The sequence below is a fragment of the Actinomadura sp. 7K507 genome, assembly GCF_004348425.1.
In the GTDB taxonomy this organism is placed as follows: Bacteria; Actinomycetota; Actinomycetes; order Streptosporangiales; family Streptosporangiaceae; genus Spirillospora.
Genome location: NZ_SMKK01000247.1, coordinates 1 through 13,465, shown reverse-complemented (window position 1 = coordinate 13,465; position 13,465 = coordinate 1). Strand labels below are relative to the sequence as shown.

Genomic DNA, 13,465 nt, shown 5'->3' with positions numbered 1-13,465 from the left:
TGCCGGGTCAGGGCTTGACGGGGTCCCACAGGTCGAAGATGTTGGCCTCGCCGCGGTCGTACCGGCGGTCGTCCTCTTCGAAGAAGCCGTTGAACTCCTCGGGGAGGTACAGCTTGAAGAGCTTGGCGGGGGACTCGTTGACCCCGGACGCTTCCAGGATCGCGTTGGCGGCCTTGCGGCCGGCCTCGTTGGCGCCCTCCATGGTCGCCAGGTTGATGTCGGCCTTGACGTAGTCGGAGGCCAGGAACAGGTTGGGCAGGGCGGTGTGGGCCTCGGGCCGGTGGTTCCACGAGCCGGGCTTGTTGATCAGCAGCGGCTCGGCGTTGGCGACGTCGGGGGTGCCGTTGCCGGTGATGGCCGGGTCGATGAAGTAGGAGTGGATGTTGGCGTCGTTGAACTGGAGCCCGCCCAGCGGTCCGAGGGCCGCGCGGACCTGTGCCTTGACCTCGTTGAAGATCTGCTCGTGGGTGCACTCACGGGCCGGCTTGTTGTAGAGGATGCCGGGGACGTCCCAGGCGGACAGGCACATCGAGAAGCACTCGTTGACCTGGCCGTTGCCGTAGGTCTCGTTGAAATCGATGTCCTTCCAGAACTGTGCCTGGCTGATCGAGGTCAGCGCCCACGGCTGGGCGGCGTAGGCGACGTGCCCGCGGCCGAGGTCGATCGGCCGCCGCAGGTAGAACATGATGCCGTTCATCCAGTCGGTCGTCAGCTCGCGCAGCGACTTCAGGCTGGGGTCGACGGCCAGGATGTCGTCGTCGAGCAGCGGGACGGCCTTTTCGACCGGTACCGCCAGCACGTAGTGGTCGGCCTCGACGTCGACGCTTCCGCTCGCCCCCTTGACCCGGGCGCTGGCGATCTTCCTGTCCTGGACGGTGAACCGCTCCAGTTCCGCGTCGATCTGGAAGGTGACGCCCAGCGAGCGCAGGTGCGTCATCCAGGGGTCGATGAGCGACTCGTTGGTGGGGGCGTTGAGGAGCCGGTCGGGGGCCTCGTAGCCGCCCAGGCCCAGGGTGCTGTAGACCCAGGATTCGGCCATCTTGCCCATGGTGTGGGCGCCGGCCTTGTCGGGTTTGGCGGCGACGAGGGTACCGGTGAACATGTCGACCAGCAGCTCGTTGTATTCCTTGGACATCTTGTCGGAGTTCACGAACTGGGCGAAGCTCAGGTTCTCCCACTGCCCGTACCTGCGCTTCTGGCCGCTGGTGACGAAGGCGATCATCTTCTGGAGGAAGTAGCCGAGCTCCCACAGCTGGACCTTGCCGACGACGTTGATGCCGGTCATGAGCCAGTTCAGCAGCGACTCGGGGCTGAGCGTGCCCTCGATGCTGCCGGCGGCGGGAAGGACGATCTTGGTGCCGCCGTAGAAGGCGGTGACCTCCTTGCCGTCCATGAGGTTCTGGGCGGCGTTGCCGCCGCCGGGCACCGGGATGCGGCTCATGGTGTCGGGGAGGTTCTGGTAGAAGCCGGGGAAGAACCGGAACCCGTGCTCGCCGGGCAGGGGCTTGCGTCCCCCGGTCCCGGTGTCGGGCACCGGGATGCTGCGGTTCTTGCCGCCCCAGGCCTTGCGTTCGTAGATGGTGACCTGGAATCCGCGTTCGGCGAGTTCCTGGGCGGTGGTGAGCCCGCCCATGCCGCCGCCGAAGATCGCGACGCGGCGTCCGGCGGCGGCCCTGCGGGTGCGGGGGGCCTGCTTGGCGGCGGGGGTGGCCGCCGACGCGGTGCCGCCGCCGATCGCTCCGGCCGCGGCGACGGCCCCGGCCGTCGCGATCGCTCCGGTGACGAACTGGCGGCGGCCGACTCCGCTCGCGTTCTCGTTGTCCTTCGGCTCGTGCTGCGATGGCTCGGGCTGCGATGGGGGCCTGTCCTCCACGGCGCACTCCTCACGGGGTGGGGGTTAACCGACACTGATGTCGGTTATGAGTGGCCCCAACTATGAGGAAGCCGCCGGGGGACGTCAAGTCCCGCGGCGGCTGAACTTCGCGGATCTCCCGTGCCTTGTTCCGAGCGGCCCAAGCCCGTCCACAGCAGTCGCATCGCCCCTTCGGCCAGCGATGACCGGGGCATTCCGGGGTGGCGAGCCACCACTGCGCGACGCCGTCTTTCGGATTCACTTCCGCCACCGTCTTGACTCGCTCCCGCGTTGCCTTCACCCTAACCGACAAGGCCGTCGGCTAAGGATGCGCGGACGGCGGGGCGGCCGCCGCCGCCCTGCGGCAGCGCGGGCAGAGCCGACCCGACAGAGCAGGGAGCCGTGCATGGAGCGCAGGACGCCGTCGATCGCCATCGTCGGAAGCGGGTTCAGCGGCATCGGTCTGGCCATCGGCCTGCGCAGGGCCGGCTTCACCGACATCACCATCTACGAGAAGGCCGCCGGGCTCGGCGGCGTCTGGCGCGACAACACCTACCCGGGCGCCGCCTGCGACGCCCCGTCCCACCTGTACTCGTACTCCTTCGAACCCAAGCCCGACTGGTCGCGCCGGTTCGCCGAGCAGCCCGAGATCCTCGGTTACCTGCGGCACTGCGCCATCAAGTACGGGATCTTCCCGCACATCCGGTTCGGCACCGAGGTCGCGCAGGCCGAGTTCCAGCCCGCCGCCGGACGGTGGCGGGTCCACACCCGGGACGGCGACTGGCACGACCACGACCTCCTGGTCGCGGCCTGCGGGCAGCTCAGCAACCCCGCCGTCCCCGCCATCCCCGGGCTCGACACCTTCTCGGGCGCGGTCTGGCACTCCGCGCGCTGGGACCACGACCACGACCTGCGCGGCGAACGCGTCGCCGTCGTCGGCAACGGCGCCAGCGCCGTCCAGTTCGTCCCGCTCATCGCCCCGGACGCCGCGGAGCTGACCGTCTTCCAGCTCGAAGCCCACTGGATGAGCCGCAAGCCCGACCGCGCCTATCCGCGCTGGCGCAAGTCCCTGAACCGCCGCTTCCCGTCCTTGCAGAAGGTCTCCAGGCTGGGCATCTTCCTGTGGTTCGAGCTCCTGCTCAACCCCGCCCTGGTCACGCCGCGCGCCCGGCGCCTGCTGTCGGCGCACATCCGCGCCATGTGCGGGTTCGCGCTCCTGTCGGTGCGCGACCGGGGACTGCGCGAGCGGCTGCGGCCCCGCTACGAGCCCGGCTGCAAGCGCATCCTCACCTCAAGCGACTACTACTCCACGTTCAACCGGGCCAACGTGCGCGCCGTCGACCGTCCGATCACCGAGGTGACGCCGCAGGGCCTCCGCACCGACGACGGCGAGCACCACCCCGCCGACACGATCATCTGGGCCACCGGCTTCCGCTCCCAGGACTTCGTCGCGCCCATGCGGCTCATCGGCCTGCACGGCCAGGAACTGAACGCGGCCTGGAAGGACGGCGCACGCGCCTATCTCGGCCTGGCCGTCACCGGCTTCCCCAACTTCTTCCTCATGTACGGGCCCAACACCAACGTGGGCTCCGGCTCCATCGTCCACATGCTCGAAAGCCAGATCGGCTACATCGTGCAGGCGGCCCGCCTCCTCTCCGAAGGAGCCACCTCCCTGGAGGTGCGCGAGGACGTCCTCGACCAGTTCGACGCCGAGGCGCAGCGGCAGCTCAGCACGTCCGTGTGGAACCAGGGCGGATGCGACAGCTGGTACCTCGACGCCGACCGCCGCAACACCAACAACTGGCCCGGCTACATGACCGGCTACCGGCGCCGCACCCGGCGCCTCGACCCGTCCGACTACCACGTCGAACACTGAGGTCGTCGAACACTGAGGTCCACGCTGCCTCACACTGGTGGTATGACCGACCACAGCCCAGGCGCGAGCTTGTTCAGCGCGGAGCACTCGGCGGAGACCGTCGCCGCGAGTTTCGCGCAGACCGGGGACCCGCGCCTCAGGACGGTGCTGACGTCGCTGATCGAGCACCTCCACGCGTTCGTCAAGGACGTCGCGCTCACCCCGGAGGAGTGGGAGGCGGCGATCGGCTTCCTGACCGAGGCCGGGCAGGCGTGCACGAGCACGCGGCAGGAGTTCGTCCTGCTGTCCGACGTGCTCGGGGTGTCGATGCTGGTCGACGCCCTCAGCAACCCGGCGGACGGCGAACTCACCGAGTCGACCGTCGAGGGGCCGTTCCACGTCGTCGCCTCGCCGCCGCGGGCCCTCGGCGACAGCATCGACGAGGCCGGCGACGGGGAGCCGTGCCTGGTCACCGGACGGGTCGCCGACGAGAACGGCATGCCCGTCGCCGGCGCCTCCGTCGATGTCTGGCAGGCGAACGCGGACGGGTTCTACGACGTCCAGAAGCCGGATGAGCTGCCGGAACGGAATCTGCGGGGGCTGTTCACCACCGACGATGGCGGCGGGTTCCGGTTCCGGACGATCGTCCCGCGCTACTACCCGATCCCGGACGACGGCCCGGTCGGCCGGTTGCTCCGTGCGACGTCGCGGCATCCCTATCGTCCGGCGCACATCCACGTGGAGGTCTCGGCGCCCGGTCTGCGCACGCTCACCACGCACCTGTTCGTCGCGGGCACCCCGTACCTGGGTTCCGATGCCGTCTTCGGGGTGAAGTCGAGCCTCGTCCGGGAGTTCGCCACCGTGGACGACCCGGATCGGGCCGCCGGAGCGGGCCTTCCCAGCCCGTTCCGCCGGGTCGACTTCCCGATCACCGTTCGGCGAGGTGTCGCGGGATGACCGATGCCGACGGCGTGGTGATCCACGAGACGCTTGCGGCCCGCGTCCTGATCGGCTCCGGTGCCGCCGGTCTCGTCGCCGGCGAGGTGGCCCGGCTCGGCGCGGGCCGGGTGCTGCTGGTGGCGGCCCCGTCGGCCGCCGCGCCCGGCGACCGGATCGCCGAAGCGCTCGGTGCCCGGCTGGCCGCGCGGTTCGGGCGGCCCGCGCCCCACACACCGGTCGCCGTGACCGCGCAGGCCATGGCGGTGGTCGAGGAGAGCGGTGCGGACTGCGTCGTCGCGATCGGCGGCGGGTCCGCGATCGGCCTGGGCAAAGCGGTGTCGGCGCGGACCGGAATGCCGCAGGTCGCCGTGCCGACGACCTACGCCGGCTCGGAGATGACCCCGAACCTGGGCGAGACCGAGAACGGGGTGAAGACCACACGCCGCGACCCCGCCCTGGCCCCCGGCACGATCGTCTACGACCTCGGCCTCACGCTCACGATGCCGCCCGGCCTGACCAGGACCAGCGCCATGAACGCGCTCGCCCACGCCGTCGAGGCGCTGTGGGCGCCCGGCGCGACCATGGTCACCGACGCGCTGGCGACCGAGGCGGTGGACGGCATCCTGGGCGCGCTGCCGGAGGTCCTGGACGATCCGTCCGGCCGGGAGGCCCGCGCACGCCTGCAATCGGCGGCGTGGCTGGCGGCGATCTGCCTGGCGCAGACCCGGATGGACCTGCATCACCAGCTCGCGCACGTCCTGGGCGGCGCGTTCGACCTTCCGCACGCCGAGCTGCACACGCTGCTGCTGCCGCATGTGATGGCGTTCAACCTCCCGGCCGCGCCCGCCGCCGCGTCCCGCCTGACACGGGTCACCGGCCGGGACGACCCGGTCGAACCGGTGGCCGAGCTGGCCCGCGGCCACGACGGGCCGAGACGCCTGTCCGAACTGGGTGTGCCCCGGGAGGCCCTGCCCGGCCTCGCGGCCCGCGTGGCGGACGCGCCGTACCCGAACCCCCGGCAGCCGACCGCGGACGCCGTGACCGCTCTTCTGGAGGACGCGTGGTAACCCGCCGCGGTCAGTCTTCGGAGTAGTTTCGAACGGACCCGAGGCGTGGACGCGGGCTCGGAATCCGATGGATTCCGAGCCCGTCGTGCTTGCTGGGGAGGCGGGTCTGTGGGGGAGTCTCTCCTCAGTCGTCCGGGTAGTCCGGGTTGTTGCCGGTCGGGATCTCGATGCTGATCGGGAAGTCCCCGCCGGACAGGACGAGCAGGGCCGCCACGCGGATGATCTCGTCGAAGAGCCAGTAGAACTGCTGCACGAGCCCTGGCGCGTCCTCGAGTTCGAGGATGCCCTCGCGGACCCTGATGAAGGGCTCCCAGGCGACCTCGAAGACCGTGTCCCAGAACGGGTACCGGCGGATCTTCAGCCATCCGGCGATCTCGTCGCCGAGCACGTACCGGGTGAGCGCGCCGAGGATGGGCTTGGTGACGTACTTGAGGGGGCCGCCCGGGACGATCGTGGCGAGGTTGAGCAGCATGTCGGCGAGCTTGATGCCCTCGGGCGTCGGCGCCAGGATCGGGTCCAGGACCTGCAGGGCCTGAGCGTTGGCCTCGTCCCACGAGTTGGGGATGTACTCGTCCAGGACGCCGAGCAGGCTCGCGGTGACCTGCCAGGAGTGCAGGAAGGCCGCGGAGTCGTCGGCGGGGATCGGGATCTTCCACTTGACGAGGTTCTGCATGACCGTCGTGGGCAGGCTGTGCCAGGTGACCATGATGTCGGCCTGGCTGATCGGCTTCTCCTCGTCGGCGACCTTCTGCCAGTGCGGGGACTGCGGCAGCAGGTGGCGCACGCCCGCGTGGGCGAGCCGGGTCTTGACGCAGGTGACGATCATTTCGCCGTCGGGCTTGAAGGCGTCCGCCGTCCCGATGTCGTACCCGAGTTTGGCGGTCTTGGTGATGCGGTCGCGCATGTCCGCGCCGCCCTTGGAGTAGTACACGGCGCGCGCCTCGCGGGGGATGACCGTGCTCATCATCCCGCTGGCGAACCCGTAGGTCACCCCGAGGTAGAGTCCCCGCCTCTCGTTGAAGTCGACCGCGAGGTCGAGCTTGGCCCGGTCGGTCCAGGACGGCAGCTGCCTGGCCTGCTCCATCCAGTTGCGCAGTTCGGCCGGCAGCCCGCTCGGCAGCGCCTGGCCGTTCGTCCTCCAGGTCTTCAGCTTCTCGTTGACGCCGGGGACGGCGCCCCCGTCGAGCAGTGAGGCGACCAGCTGGTCGACCTCCGGGTCCCACACACCTTTCGGGTCGGCGCCCGCGCCGGCGCCCGCCACCGAGCCCTTGGGAGACCACGTCCACAGTGCGGACGCCTGTGCGGGCGTCGCCGCGCTCAGCGCGCCGAGTGCGCCCAGAGCACCACCCGTCATCAACACCTTGCGCCTGTTGGGGTTTTCCATTGCCTTGCTCCTCCTCGGGGTGGAAGAGCACCAGCTGATACGCTGAAACGTGGTTCGCTTCCGTGTATCATCGGTGCTGGACACAATGTCAGCACACTGTCTCGGCCCTGGCAAGACCTAGTGTGACGTCGGCCGGGAAGTGAGGCAGAATCGGCCATCCGGGAGGGATCGTGGAACCTGTGCTGTCCGTGCTCATGGCCAACTCGGGACCGGACTCGCTGCTCGAACGCGCGTACGTCGACGCGGTCGAGCAGGTCGACGAAATGGACGACACCCGTGCTCGGATACTCGACGCGGCCTACGAGCAGTTCTCCCGGATGGGAATCCAGCGGTCCACCATGGAGGACGTGGCCCGGCGGGCCGGGATCTCACGGATCACGGTCTACCGGCGGTTCGCCACGAAGGACGCCGTGATCGAGCATGTGGTGCGCCGGGAGTTCCGCCGGTACTTCGACAGGTTCCTCGTCGAGATCAAACAGGCCGAGACCGCCGCCGAACGGGTGGTGCTGGGCTTCGTCAGCTCGTTGCGCGCCATCCGGCGCAACCCGCTGATCGGCGGCCTGATGGAGACGGAACCGGACATGGTCGTGCCCTCGATGATCGGGGACGGGGGACGCACCCTCGCCACCGTGGGGCGGTTCGTCGCGGGCCAGCTCCGCGAGGAGCAGCGTGCGGGCAACGTGTCGGACGACCTGGACACCGACTTCGTCGCCGAGATGATGGTCCGGATCTCCGCCTCCTTCCTCGCGATCCCCAGCCACCTCATCGACCTCGACGACGACGAGCAGCTCGCCGCGGTCGCCCGGCGGTTCCTCGTGCCCATGCTGGAACCGGGGACTCCCCGGATCGACCCGATCGCTCCTCCTGCCGGTCAGGTGGGCGGCTGACCCCGCGCTTCCACAGCCGGGCCAAGACGTACGCGATCAGCTTCGGGGTATGGATGCCCGGTTGTCATCGCAGGGCAGGGACCGAAGAACGGAACGTGTATGGCTGACGAGGTCACCGGCATCGTCGGGGCGGGCATCATCGGGCTCGCACTGGGCCGGGAGATCGCCGAGCGGCGACCGGGGACACGGGTCGTCGTCCTGGAGAAGGAGAACCGCGTCGCCGTCCACCAGACGGGGCACAACTCCGGTGTCGTCCACGCCGGCATCTACTACAAGCCCGGCAGCCTCAAGGCGGAACTGTGCACGCGAGGCAAGGCCATGCTGCGCGAGTACTGCGCCGAACGGCGGCTTCCCTACGACGAATGCGGCAAGCTCGTCGTCGCCGTCGACGCGGAGGACGTCGCCCGCCTGGACGACCTGGAGGCCCGCGCGGGCGTGAACGCCGTCCCCGGGATGAGGCGCCTGGACGCGGCGGGCATCCGCGAGATCGAGCCCCACGCGACGGGCCTGGCGGCGCTGCACTCCCCGCACACCGCCATCACCGACTTCACGCGGATCGCCCAGTCGTTCGCCGACGACATCGCCGGCGCGGGCGGTGAGATCCGGTTCTCCTTCCCCGTCACCGGGATCAGTGGGGCCGGCGGGAACGCCGGCGGGAACAACGGCTCCGGCGAGGGGCTGGAGGTCGTCTCCGGCGACGAGACCGTGCGGGTCGACAACCTGATCATCTGCGCGGGCATCCACGCCGACGTCGTCTCCGGCCTCGCGGGCGACGACCCCGGGCCGCGGATCATCCCGTTCCGGGGCGAGTACATGACCATCGTCCCGGAGAAGGCGCACATGGTGCGCGGCCTCGTCTACCCGGTCCCCGACCCGCGCTACCCCTTCCTCGGCGTGCACTTCACCAGGCGGGTGTCGGGCGACGTGGAGGTCGGGCCCAACGCCGTCCTCGCCCTCGCCCGCGAGGGGTACGGCCGCGCGGACGTGTCGCTGCGCGACCTGCGCGGCATCGCCGGCTGGCGCGGCACCTGGCGGATGGCGCGGCGGCACTGGCGCACCGGCGTCCGGGAGATGCACGGCTCCCTCTCCAAGCGCGCCTACATGAAGGCGGCGCGGCGGTACGTGCCGGAGGTCGGGGCGGCAGACGTCGTCCGCGCCGGCGCCGGGGTACGGGCCCAGGCGCTCGACCTCGACGGGAGCCTGGTGGACGACTTCCGCGTCCACCGGCTCGGCCGGGTCACCGCCGTCCGCAACGCCCCATCGCCCGCCGCGACCTCGTCCATGGCCATCGCCGAGTACATCCTCGACGTGATCGAAGGAAAGAAGAGTGTCTGACCGAGGAAAGGGACGGCCGCGGCCGGCCGAACAGGACCAGGAACAGGGACAGGGACAGGGACAGGGACAGGGCGCCTCCTAGCGCTCGGGGGCGGGGCCGGTGGAGCGGCGGATCGCCAGGTGGGACGGGAGGATCACCCGGTCCCGGGGCGGGCGGACGCCGTGGCGGTCGCGCATGGCGAGGAGCATGTCGACGGCGGTGCGGCCGGACTCCTCGAACTGCCCCGCGAGGGTGGTCAGCGGCGGGGAGCAGAAGTCGGCGCCGAAGATGTCGTCGTAGCCGACGACGCTGAGATCGCCGGGCACGGACACGCCCCGTTCGGCGCAGCGGCGCAGGACGCCGATGGCGAGCAGGTCGTTGTGCGCGACGGCGGCGGTGGCGCCGGTCCCGAGCGCGGCGTCGGCCGCGGCCGCGCCACCGGCCATGGTCGGGGGGAAGGGGCCGATCCGCCTGGCGGAGATGCCGTGCTGTCCGGCGGCCGCGGCCAGGGAGTCCCAGCGGCGCGCGCCCAGCCAGGAGCGGGGCGGCCCGCCGAGGAAGACGATCGAGCGGTGCCCCAGCGAGGCGAGGTGCTCGACGATCTGGCGGGTCCCCTCGGCGTGGTCGACGATGACGCTGGGCACGTCGGCGACCTCCCGGCTGATCAGGATGAGTCGGTGGCCCGCCGACAGGCCTGTGATCTCCTCGTCGGACATGCGGCTCGCCGCGATGACGAACCCGTCCACCGACGGCCCGAGCCGTTCGATGTTGCGCGCCTCCACCTCGGGTGACTCCTCGGTGTCGCCGACGATGAGCGTGCAGCCCGCGGCGCGGGCCTGGTGCTCGGCGCCGCGGATGACCCCGAAGAAGTGGGGGTTGGTGATGTCGGAGACGAACAGCGCGAGGGTGTCGGTCCGGCCGGAGGGCAGCGCCCGCGCCAGGGTGTTCGTGCGGTAGCCGAGCCGGGCCGCGACCTCCGCCACCCGGGCGGCGGTGGCGGCGTTGACGCGCCCGGGGTTGGACATCGCACGCGACACCGTGGACGGCGACACCCCGGCCTCCTTCGCCACGTGGTAGATCGTCGGCCGCCCGCTGCCCGATTTGCCTTCCGTCATTCACCCCTCCGCTCACCCCGTGGCCGCGCCGGTCAGTCTCCCACGATGGAAAGTTTTGGCAACCGCTTGCCATCTCTCGACCAGTGATTTTAGTGTCAACGGCACATTCGAGACATGTGGTGGCGGTCACAGCGGAACGCCGCCCTTGAGCGAAGAACGGATCACATGTGGGCCATCGTCCTGACCGGACCCCGTCGTACCGAGGTCGTCGACTCCTGGGCGGAGCCGGAGCCCGGAGACCACGACGTCGTCGTCGCGATGAGCGCGGTCGGGCTGTGCGGATCGGACCTCGGCGTCCACGACGGCACCCGTCCCACGCCCGCCCTGCCCTGGGTGCCGGGCCATGAGGGCGGCGGCCGGATCGTCGCCGTGGGCTCGGCCGTGCGCGGCCTGCATGTCGGTCAGGACGTGGCGGTCGAACCCAACTACTGCTGCTTCTCCTGCTCGCCTTGCGTGCGCGGCATGACGTCCGGCTGCGAGAACAGGCTGAGTCCCGGCATCACCGTGCCGGGCCTGCTCGCCGAACGGGTCGCCGTCCCCGCGCGGTTCGCCTGGCCGCTGCCGGACCCGGTCGGCCCCGAGGTCCTGGCGTGCGTCGAGCCGTTCGCGGTCGCCCGGTCGGCGGTCCGGCGCGCGGGCGTGACGCCCGGCACCGACTGCCTGGTCGTCGGCGCCGGATCGCAGGGCCTCCTCACCTGCCTGTCGCTCCTCGAAGCCGGAGCCCGCGTGTTCGTCACCGACCCCCGCGACGACCGGGTCGCCGTCGCCGAGCGGATCGGGGCCCGTCCCGTCGCACCGGGCCCGGACGCCGCGGACGGGCGTTCCTTCCCGTTCGTCTTCGACACCGCCGGGGTCCCCGCCGCCTGGGAGACGTCGGCCCACAGGGTCGCGACCGGCGGAACCGTCATGGTGATCGGTATGAGCAACGAACCGGTCGGGTTGTCGACGATGGAGCTGACGCGGCGGCAGCTCCAGGTGCGCGGCACCCTCATCTACGACCACCCGGACGACTTCGCCGCGACGGTCGCCGCGGCTTCCGGTGTCGCCGGCCGGCTCGCCGGCCTGCTGCGGCCGGGCGTGCCGCCGCGGGAGGCCGAGCGCGCCTTCGCCGAGGCCAGGACGGCGCCCGGCAAGTCCTGGATCGACCTGTCCGGCTGGGGAGAGGACGACCGATGACCACTGGCACGACGTCACCCCCGGGCCGCCGTCCCGGCCGCGTGCTGCGGGCGCTCTCCCTGGCGGAGGCGATCACCGGCAGCGTCCTGCTCGCGGTGATCGGCGTCCTGATGCTGCTGCAGGCGGCGCAGCGCTACCTGCCCGGCGGCGGCTGGGTGTGGACGGGTGAGCTCGCGCGGTTCGCCTTCGTCTGGCTGACCTTCGCCATGGCGGGCTACCTCGCCGCACGCGACGGCCACATCACCCTGAAGCTGGTCGACATCGTGGCCGGGCCGCGGCTGCTGCGGGTCATCGCCGCCGCCGCCAACATCACGGTCGCGATCGTCTGCCTCAACCTCCTCTACGAGGCGTGGGCCCTGGTCACGGCCGGCGACTCGCAGACCTCGTCCGCGCTCGGCATCCCGATGCGCTTCTTCTACGTGATCCCGCTCGCCGGACTGGCCCTCACCACCGTCCGCTCGATCGTCGCCGTCTTCCGGCCGGAACCCGAAACCGACGAGACCGACGAAACCGACGAGACGGACGGAACGGATGGGGACGGCCGTCACGGCCCCGACAACCGAGAGGAGCAGCAGCCGAAATGACCATGGTGCTGCTCGGCGTGGCCATAGCCGCGCTCCTGCTGTTGCGCGTCCCCGTGGCGTTCGCGCTGCTCGGTCCCTGCCTCACCTACGTCTCCTTCGAGGGCTACTCGGCGGGCCTGAGCATCCGGCAGGCCACCGAGGCGGTCAACAGCTTCCCGCTGCTGGCCGTCCCGCTGTTCATCCTCCTCGGCGTCGTCGCCAACCACGCCGGCATCGCCGACCGGCTGTTCGAGTTCGCGCTCGCCGCCGTCGGGCGGGTCAAGGGCAGCCTCGGCTACGTCAACATCGGCGTGAGCCTGGGGTTCTCCTGGATGAGCGGCTCGGCGCTCGCCGACGCCGCCGGCCTCGGCAAGGTCGAGATCCCGGCGATGGTCCGCAACGGCTACTCGAAGCGGTTCGCGGTCGGCATCACCGCATCCTCCAGCATGATCGGGCCGGTCATGCCGCCGAGCATCCCCGCGGTGGTCTACGCGGGCATCGCCGGAATCTCGACCGGGGCGCTGTTCGCCGCTTCGGTCGCCCCCGCGTTCCTCCTGGCCGCGGGACTGGCCGTCATGGTCTTCTTCCTGGTGCGCCGGAAGAGCGGCCTGCGCGGCGAGCCCTTCTCCTGGGCGGAGCTGCGCCGGACGGGCGTGCGCGTCGTCGGCCCGCTGGGCACTCCGGTGATCATCCTCGGCGGCATCCTCGGCGGATGGTTCACCCCCACCGAGGCCGCGGCGGTCGGATCGGCCTACGTGATCATCCTCGGCGCCGTGTACGGCCGCATCTCCTGGCGGGACCTGTTCGGCATCGCCAGAGAGACCGCCGCGACCACCGCGTCGATCACCCTGATCATCGGCGCGTCCGGGCTGCTCGCCTGGATCCTGGCCCGCGAGCGGATCCCCCAGAAGATCTCCGAGACGATGCTCGGCTTCACCGACAACGCGCTGGTCTTCCTGCTGCTGGTCAACCTGCTCATGATCATTCTGGGTGCCATCCTGGAGGGCATCTCGGTCCTGGTGATCACGGTCCCGATCCTGCTGCCGATCGCCGCCGAGTTCGGCGTCGACCCCATGCACTTCGGTGTGATCATCATCATGAACCTGATGATCGGCCTGCTCACACCGCCGATCGGCGCGGTCCTGTACGTCATGAGCCCCGTCGCGCGGATGCCGGTCCACGAGGTGTTCCGCGGCACCCTCCCGTTCCTGCTCCCGCTCCTGATCGTCCTGCTGCTGGTGACCTTCGTCCCCTCGATCGTCACCTTCCTGCCACAGCTGCTCGGCCTATAGCGACCCCGGCTCAACCGACC

General features: G+C 70.7%; 11 protein-coding genes. 8 read left to right on the top strand and 3 right to left on the bottom strand.

Features of this window, described 5'->3' with window-relative positions:
* Nucleotides 1-7 precede the first annotated feature (7 nt).
* Entirely contained in the window at nucleotides 8-1,873 is a 1,866-nt protein-coding gene (locus E1285_RS37195; protein ID WP_132159291.1) for an FAD-dependent oxidoreductase, read from the bottom strand.
* 385 nt (nucleotides 1,874-2,258) lie between these two features.
* Between E1285_RS37195 and E1285_RS37190 the strand changes: the two genes are divergently transcribed.
* The 3 genes from E1285_RS37190 to E1285_RS37180 are packed head-to-tail and all read left to right on the top strand — an operon-like array spanning nucleotide 2,259 to nucleotide 5,713.
* Nucleotides 2,259-3,728 carry an NAD(P)/FAD-dependent oxidoreductase gene (locus E1285_RS37190; RefSeq protein WP_132159290.1) on the top strand — a complete coding sequence of 490 codons (1,470 nt, stop codon included), beginning with the start codon at nucleotides 2,259-2,261 and terminating at the stop codon, nucleotides 3,726-3,728.
* Nucleotides 3,729-3,770: 42 nt separating this feature from the next.
* Nucleotides 3,771-4,664, top strand: coding sequence for a dioxygenase (locus E1285_RS37185; RefSeq protein WP_132159289.1), 894 nt, complete (start codon nucleotides 3,771-3,773; stop codon nucleotides 4,662-4,664).
* Entirely contained in the window at nucleotides 4,661-5,713 is a 1,053-nt protein-coding gene (locus tag E1285_RS37180) for a maleylacetate reductase (RefSeq protein ID WP_132159288.1), read from the top strand. The genes E1285_RS37185 and E1285_RS37180 overlap by 4 nt, the downstream gene beginning before the upstream one ends.
* A 124-nt stretch (nucleotides 5,714-5,837) precedes the next feature.
* Here the strand turns inward: E1285_RS37180 and E1285_RS37175 are convergent, their stop codons facing one another.
* On the bottom strand, nucleotides 5,838-7,097 hold the full coding sequence (locus E1285_RS37175; RefSeq protein WP_132159287.1) for an oxygenase MpaB family protein: 1,260 nt from the start codon (nucleotides 7,095-7,097) through the stop codon (nucleotides 5,838-5,840).
* 170 nt (nucleotides 7,098-7,267) lie between these two features.
* On the opposite strand from E1285_RS37175, the gene E1285_RS37170 reads away from it, so the two are divergent.
* Complete coding sequence (locus E1285_RS37170) at nucleotides 7,268-7,984, top strand: TetR/AcrR family transcriptional regulator (RefSeq protein WP_243723312.1); 717 nt, start codon at nucleotides 7,268-7,270, stop codon at nucleotides 7,982-7,984.
* A gap of 99 nt (nucleotides 7,985-8,083) precedes the next feature.
* Nucleotides 8,084-9,319, top strand: a complete 1,236-nt coding sequence (gene lhgO, locus E1285_RS37165) for an L-2-hydroxyglutarate oxidase (protein WP_132159286.1) — start codon at nucleotides 8,084-8,086, stop codon at nucleotides 9,317-9,319.
* A gap of 78 nt (nucleotides 9,320-9,397) precedes the next feature.
* Here the strand turns inward: lhgO and E1285_RS37160 are convergent, their stop codons facing one another.
* Nucleotides 9,398-10,414 carry a LacI family DNA-binding transcriptional regulator gene (locus E1285_RS37160; RefSeq protein WP_132159285.1) on the bottom strand — a complete coding sequence of 339 codons (1,017 nt, stop codon included), beginning with the start codon at nucleotides 10,412-10,414 and terminating at the stop codon, nucleotides 9,398-9,400.
* Nucleotides 10,415-10,579: 165 nt separating this feature from the next.
* Here E1285_RS37160 and E1285_RS37155 point away from each other — a divergent pair, with 165 nt between their 5' ends.
* The 3 genes from E1285_RS37155 to E1285_RS37145 are packed head-to-tail and all read left to right on the top strand — an operon-like array spanning nucleotide 10,580 to nucleotide 13,445.
* A complete protein-coding gene (locus tag E1285_RS37155) occupies nucleotides 10,580-11,590 on the top strand; it encodes an alcohol dehydrogenase catalytic domain-containing protein (RefSeq protein ID WP_132159284.1) in 1,011 nt (336 codons plus the stop codon).
* A complete protein-coding gene (locus E1285_RS37150; RefSeq protein WP_132159283.1) occupies nucleotides 11,587-12,174 on the top strand; it encodes a TRAP transporter small permease in 588 nt (195 codons plus the stop codon). The genes E1285_RS37155 and E1285_RS37150 overlap by 4 nt, the downstream gene beginning before the upstream one ends.
* Nucleotides 12,171-13,445 (top strand): TRAP transporter large permease, encoded by a 1,275-nt coding sequence (locus E1285_RS37145; RefSeq protein WP_132159282.1) that lies wholly within the window; start codon nucleotides 12,171-12,173, stop codon nucleotides 13,443-13,445. The genes E1285_RS37150 and E1285_RS37145 overlap by 4 nt, the downstream gene beginning before the upstream one ends.
* Nucleotides 13,446-13,465 lie beyond the last annotated feature (20 nt).

Excerpts from the sequence above, each read along its gene's own strand:
- E1285_RS37145 (WP_132159282.1), top strand. The coding sequence starts at position 12,171 with ATGACCATGGTGCTGCTCGGCGTGGCCATAGCCGCGCTCCTGCTGTTG.
- E1285_RS37155 (WP_132159284.1), top strand. The coding sequence starts at position 10,580 with ATGTGGGCCATCGTCCTGACCGGACCCCGTCGTACCGAGGTCGTCGAC.
- E1285_RS37180 (WP_132159288.1), top strand. The coding sequence starts at position 4,661 with ATGACCGATGCCGACGGCGTGGTGATCCACGAGACGCTTGCGGCCCGC.
- E1285_RS37150 (WP_132159283.1), top strand. The coding sequence starts at position 11,587 with ATGACCACTGGCACGACGTCACCCCCGGGCCGCCGTCCCGGCCGCGTG.
- E1285_RS37185 (WP_132159289.1), top strand. The coding sequence starts at position 3,771 with ATGACCGACCACAGCCCAGGCGCGAGCTTGTTCAGCGCGGAGCACTCG.
- lhgO (WP_132159286.1), top strand. The coding sequence starts at position 8,084 with ATGGCTGACGAGGTCACCGGCATCGTCGGGGCGGGCATCATCGGGCTC.
- E1285_RS37160 (WP_132159285.1), bottom strand. The coding sequence starts at position 10,414 with ATGACGGAAGGCAAATCGGGCAGCGGGCGGCCGACGATCTACCACGTG.
- E1285_RS37175 (WP_132159287.1), bottom strand. The coding sequence starts at position 7,097 with ATGGAAAACCCCAACAGGCGCAAGGTGTTGATGACGGGTGGTGCTCTG.
- E1285_RS37190 (WP_132159290.1), top strand. The coding sequence starts at position 2,259 with ATGGAGCGCAGGACGCCGTCGATCGCCATCGTCGGAAGCGGGTTCAGC.